General features: G+C 43.0%; 5 protein-coding genes, 1 tRNA gene and 1 pseudogene. 6 read left to right on the plus strand and 1 reads right to left on the minus strand.

Annotation, left to right across the window (positions count from 1 at the left end; genetic code table 11):
* Positions 1–222: 222 nt before the first annotated feature.
* The 6 genes from ACTXGO_RS09305 to ACTXGO_RS09330 all read left to right on the plus strand — a co-directional run bounded on the left by ACTXGO_RS09305 (position 223) and on the right by ACTXGO_RS09330 (position 4,614).
* A tRNA-Arg gene (locus ACTXGO_RS09305) sits at positions 223–298 on the plus strand.
* Between the two features lie 220 nt (positions 299–518).
* The gene (locus ACTXGO_RS09310; protein WP_443543079.1) at positions 519–734 is read left to right on the plus strand and encodes a hypothetical protein; all 216 of its coding nucleotides are present in this window, start codon (positions 519–521) and stop codon (positions 732–734) included.
* Positions 735–900: 166 nt separating this feature from the next.
* On the plus strand, positions 901–1,209 hold the full coding sequence (locus tag ACTXGO_RS09315; protein ID WP_443543081.1) for a type II toxin-antitoxin system HicA family toxin: 309 nt from the start codon (positions 901–903) through the stop codon (positions 1,207–1,209).
* A 2-nt stretch (positions 1,210–1,211) separates the two neighbouring features.
* Complete coding sequence (locus tag ACTXGO_RS09320) at positions 1,212–1,559, plus strand: type II toxin-antitoxin system HicB family antitoxin (protein WP_443543083.1); 348 nt, start codon at positions 1,212–1,214, stop codon at positions 1,557–1,559.
* Positions 1,560–1,866: 307 nt separating this feature from the next.
* Positions 1,867–2,298, plus strand: a complete 432-nt coding sequence (locus ACTXGO_RS09325; RefSeq protein ID WP_443543085.1) for a hypothetical protein — start codon at positions 1,867–1,869, stop codon at positions 2,296–2,298.
* Positions 2,299–2,346: 48 nt separating this feature from the next.
* Positions 2,347–4,614, plus strand: a complete 2,268-nt coding sequence (locus tag ACTXGO_RS09330) for a LuxR C-terminal-related transcriptional regulator (protein ID WP_443543086.1) — start codon at positions 2,347–2,349, stop codon at positions 4,612–4,614.
* Positions 4,615–4,745: 131 nt separating this feature from the next.
* Here the strand turns inward: ACTXGO_RS09330 and ACTXGO_RS09335 are convergent.
* Positions 4,746–5,168: pseudogene (locus ACTXGO_RS09335) on the minus strand (hypothetical protein); the annotation flags it as partial.

Consider the following 5,168-nt stretch of genomic DNA (forward strand, 5'->3'; position numbering starts at 1 on the left):
TCAGTTTGCGTAATTTTTTGCTCTCAAGCGTAGGACAAGACATTTTGAATAACTACGAGTATAGTAATATCGATGGCTATGACAACAGCATGGATGATCTGTTCAATGACTCCTCAAGCGGCGTGATAGAGGACGTAGAAGTCACTGATATATTACAAAATGGTCAATAAGCATAACTTGCATTTGACTCATCACTTTTTTACAATAGTCTCACCTCTCAATGCGCCTATAGCTCAACAGGATAGAGCAGTTGCCTCCTAAGCGATCGATCCGAGTTCGAGTCTTGGTGGGCGCACCAAGTATAGTATTTAGACATAACCTCGCGTTACCTCAAACCCTCTAAGCTCCTATCATACCTAGTTATCAGTCTTTGTTAAACACTTGTCATTACCTACTAGCACCACTACGATATTGTACATGCTGATGTACATGTATTGAATTATGATTGTTTTGTTGTACACAAATCGCATTATTGTTGTACATGGTAATTATTAATAGTCGCTAATCGAGGTGTGGCAATGGCTGAGCGCAAAAACTACCTATTAAACATCAATGGTGTAAAGGCTATTGCTAAGCTTGACCCGCCAACTAAACGTAAAAGATATAGCGATGGTGATAACCTTCATCTAGTCCACGACCCAAAGGGTTCGCTGTATAAAGACATACCGATAAAGAGCTTACAGGCACAAGGCATATCGCCTGAGCTACTAGCGCAGCTTGCCGAACAGCTTTAACAACACCTTTTAACATCATGACGCGCCGGCTTTTAGCCATAGAAATATAAATATACGGCAAGACAGCACTGTCAAAACTGACAGAACCTAGTGATAGTGGCTAATTAATAACTGTTAGTATCATAATATGATACTATAATAATATAAGCAGGTTTAAGGGTAGGTTATGCAGCGCAAGCACCAAAAAACACTAAAAGCCATTTTTAATAAACCCATATCAGGCAGTATTAAATGGTCAGCTATCGAAGCATTATTTATAGCACTGGGTGCAGAGGTCAGCGAACGCGCAGGTTCCAGAGTGGCAATCGTATTAGATGGTGAAGTACAAGTCTATCACCGCCCACACCCTCAGCCAACAACCGATAAAGGCGCAGTAGCAAGTGTTCGAAAGTGGCTAGATGCTTTAGGCTATAGTCCTATTAATGACGATGATGTAACACAGACCGCACCCGTAACCAACGATAATAAGGAGTAATTATGCAAAATATAATGATGATTAATGAGCATAAAGCCATTATTCAATATGACCCTGAACTAAGTATGTTTCGTGGTGAGTTTGTGGGCTTAAATGGTGGGGCTGACTTCTACGGTGACAGCATAGCCGCGCTAGAGCGTGAGGGCGCACAGTCGCTACAGACCTTTTTTGAGGTGTGCAGAGAGAACGATATTGAGCCATACAAAGGCTTTTCAGGTAAGTTTGTGACTCGCATACCTAGCGGCTTACATGAGCAGGTTAGCACCATTGCCACCAGTCACGGTATGAGCCTAAACCAATGGGTCACTGATACGCTTGCCAACGCTGTCGATAATGAGGGCATGGCATAGCATAACCGATTGCAAGGCTAGGACTAATTACCCGAACGACAGCAACCGCACCCTTAGCTGTCAGCGCCTTGCACCTATTTTGATTTTAGGGTGTGAGAGTGCGAAATAGCAAAAAACGTTCATAACAGTATATTTCATACAACGTTATGAACGTTTTTTTATTTTATAATTTACTTAGGTGACGTTGTAAATGTTGGGATTTGAAAGTGGGGGTTAGATAAGGGTTGTAAGAACTGATAGTTTTTGCGACTATTTATAAAAACGTTCCGATAACTGGAGATGGCTCTATTTTAACCGCAAAGGAAATATGATGGAGGAAGCTAAGGTATATCATCCTAAGTTAGCTTTAGCCAAGCTTCAACCTGCCCCATTACAGACTAAATGTGTCTATCGTAAGAGACTACTAGATGCTCTTATCCACAAAGAATCTAGTGTTAAAGTTGTTTTGGTACAAGCACCAGCCGGTTATGGTAAGTCAATACTGCTCACGCAATACTGGCAGTATTGCCAATCGATCGAGGCAAAAACCCTTTGGCTCACCATCGACAATGCTGATAACGATATTGAAAGACTAGTACGGCATCTTTATGCTAGATGGGAGACTGACCAAAATAGCAGCTTAAACACTAACTTAGATACCAGTTTAGATTCTAGTGCCAATACCGCTTCCTCCCCTTTCTCTGACGACGCTTTTGCTAATTACCAAGGCCTACTTGAGCGATTAGCTTCTAGTGTTTAGCCACTTAGGCTATTTTTTGATAATTTTGAATCTATCCATAGTCCTGTGGTGCTCAATTATATTCAGCAAATCATCGAATATCTACCTGTTAATAGCGAAGTTATTATCGGTTCTAGAAGTGTTCCCGATCTAAAATTAGGACGCATACGCTCCTATGGTCAACTGCTTGAAGTCACTCAAAAAGAGCTGTTATTCTCCTTTAGCGAAACTATGCATTTACTACAACAAACCTCAGGTCTGTCCTTTAGAGACAAAACCATTCAAGTGTTGTTAGATAGGACTGAAGGCTGGATTACTGCGATTCAATTAGCAGTATTGGCATTAGGTGAACAGCAGGACGCCGAACAGTTTTTTTCGACCTTTTCAGGCTCAAATACTGAGGTTGCCCAGTATTTAGCCGAAGATATCTTAACTAAACTTAGCGATGCTCAACGAGATTTTTTATTACAAAGCAGTATTTTGACGGAGCTGAGCGCACCGCTGTGCAATCATGTGATGCAAATCGATGATAGCGCTAGCAAGCTGAGTCTTTTGGCTCAAAACAATCTATTTTTAGTCCCAACAGACAGCAGCCATCAGTATTATCGCTATCATAATCTATTCTCAAGCTACCTGCTTGGCTACCTAAAATCGACTCAGCCTACGCTACACCGACAACTCAACCGCCGCGCTTCAAGCTGGTATCTTGAGCATAGCCGTCCAGTAATGGCTATTGAGCACCTATTAGCTGATCCTGATCAAAGGCCCGCTATTGTTCTACTTAATCAATATGCGATGTCATTGATGGTTGAAGGGCGCTTTCGGCGCTTACTACGTTGGTTCGATAAACTCTCGCCAAACGCTTTTAGGCAACATCAATCGCTACAGCTCATCTATGGGTGGGTGTTGGTACTCAATCGTCGTCATATTGAAGCGCAATTGATCCTAGATAGCTTTATGGCAAAGAGTGCTGATGCGTATTCGGACAGTCAATACGAGCAAATCTTGACCCTACAATGCTTGCAGTTGTCAATGACTGATCAAATTGAAACCTGTTATGAGCAAACCAAGGACTTGTTATCAAGGATGAGCGTCAATCAGCAACCTAGCCAGTCTTTGATGTATGGGGTACTGATCAGCATTATGGCGTATTGTCTTATCGTTGAAGGTAAATATGATGACGCAAGACAGATCATGAATCAGGCGCTGCATCAACATTTAAACCTGCAAAACACTTTTATTCGCTCGTTATGTAATGCGCTAGAGGGATGGATAGATCTTATCCAAGGCCAGCTTAATCAAGGCGAGCTGCGGTTGCAACGGAGCTACAAGCAAGTTTGGATTAAAGGAGAGCAATCTATACCTGGCGGCAAAGCGGTGATTGGGGTGCCCTATGCTGAGCTGTTCTATGAGCGAGATGAGCTCATGCGCGCGCAGTACATTTTGGGAGAGTGCCTGCCCTACGTGCGCGAAAACGGCACTGTCGACTCTTTGATATTAGCCTATTTACTACAAGCCAAAATCTCCAGACATCATGGCGATATCAGCCGCGCCCATCACTACTTGCAAGAGCTTGAAGCCATCGGTATTCAAGCAGGATTAAAGCGTGTCATTATGAGCGTAAAGCTTGAAGAGTCTCGCATTCATTGGCTAAATGACAATATGATGGCAGCCAAAATTGCTTTGACGCAAGTTGAGGACATGCACATTCCAAATAATGTGACCAACTTTGTGTGGCCCGCTCACGATATCGAATCACAAGATATCATGCGTTGGCGACTACTGATTGCTGATGGGCAAGCGCAGCAGGCACAAAACGAGCTTAAACAAGCCCTTAAAACCGCCCAAGCTGACTTGCGTTTACGCCGAGCACTAAAAGTGCGAATCTTACTTAGTAGCGCGTTACTGGCATTAAATAAAAAAAATCCCGCTATGCGTGTATTCACCGATGCGTTAGTTTTTGCCAGTAAGCAAGGATTTGTGCGAATATTCTTAGATGAAGATAAAAGTATTCATGAACTGATAAGACTGTGGCGGCAAAAGAGTGCTAACAAGATAGACGAGCTCTCAATCGATAGGCAGTTTTTGGCTAAACTTGGCGACTTTGATGTCCTCACTGACGCTCCAGTTCCAAACCAACCTAAGCCTGCGCTTACCAAACGAGAACGACAAACCTTGGTGTTATTGGCTAAAGGCATGCGAAATAAAGAGATTGCAGAGAGTTTATTTATCTCTGAGGCCACGACAAAAACTCATTTGCGCAGCATCTACTCAAAGCTAGAAGCCAACAGTAGGACAGAGACTGTAGCGATTGCTCGAGAGCTTGGGCTGATATAAACAACCAATATATTAGGGAGTGTTGAACAGATATTATCCACATACCCTAATAAAACCCCTTATAAGTCACTCACTTAAAACTATTCATTAGTTTTAAAAAACTGAATAAATCTTAAATAATTTTAAACCGCTCAAGCTTTAGGGCCTACCAAATCTGGCCTTGGGCTTAAAGTATCTGGTTTGAGCAGTTGACTGTCAAACTCATCGGCTGAGTCTGCACGATAGCCATCCGCTAGCTTGGCATCGGCCTGATCGTTACGCTTAATGTGAAAGTCAGACTCTACGATTTGAGTTAAGCGGCGGGTCAACTCCTTTAGAGGCCATGGCCATAGAATCGGGCGACCATCCTCGTTTAGATACCAGCTATTACAGCCACTGACCCAAACTGTCGTACCCAAGGCTTCATTTACTTCTTGATAAAAGGCTTCGGTGGCCGCCTCGGTTGGTTCAATCTCAGTGATACCTTCGCGGCGCATCCGATCCATCCATTTTATCACGTACTCTGCTTGCGCCTCTGCAATAGGGACTAGCGATGAGTTACCAATAGGGCTGTT

This window comes from Psychrobacter sp. T6-1 (assembly GCF_052258445.1).

Excerpts from the sequence above, each read along its gene's own strand:
- ACTXGO_RS09310 (WP_443543079.1), top strand. The coding sequence starts at position 519 with ATGGCTGAGCGCAAAAACTACCTATTAAACATCAATGGTGTAAAGGCT.
- ACTXGO_RS09315 (WP_443543081.1), top strand. The coding sequence starts at position 901 with ATGCAGCGCAAGCACCAAAAAACACTAAAAGCCATTTTTAATAAACCC.
- ACTXGO_RS09325 (WP_443543085.1), top strand. The coding sequence starts at position 1,867 with ATGATGGAGGAAGCTAAGGTATATCATCCTAAGTTAGCTTTAGCCAAG.
- ACTXGO_RS09320 (WP_443543083.1), top strand. The coding sequence starts at position 1,212 with ATGCAAAATATAATGATGATTAATGAGCATAAAGCCATTATTCAATAT.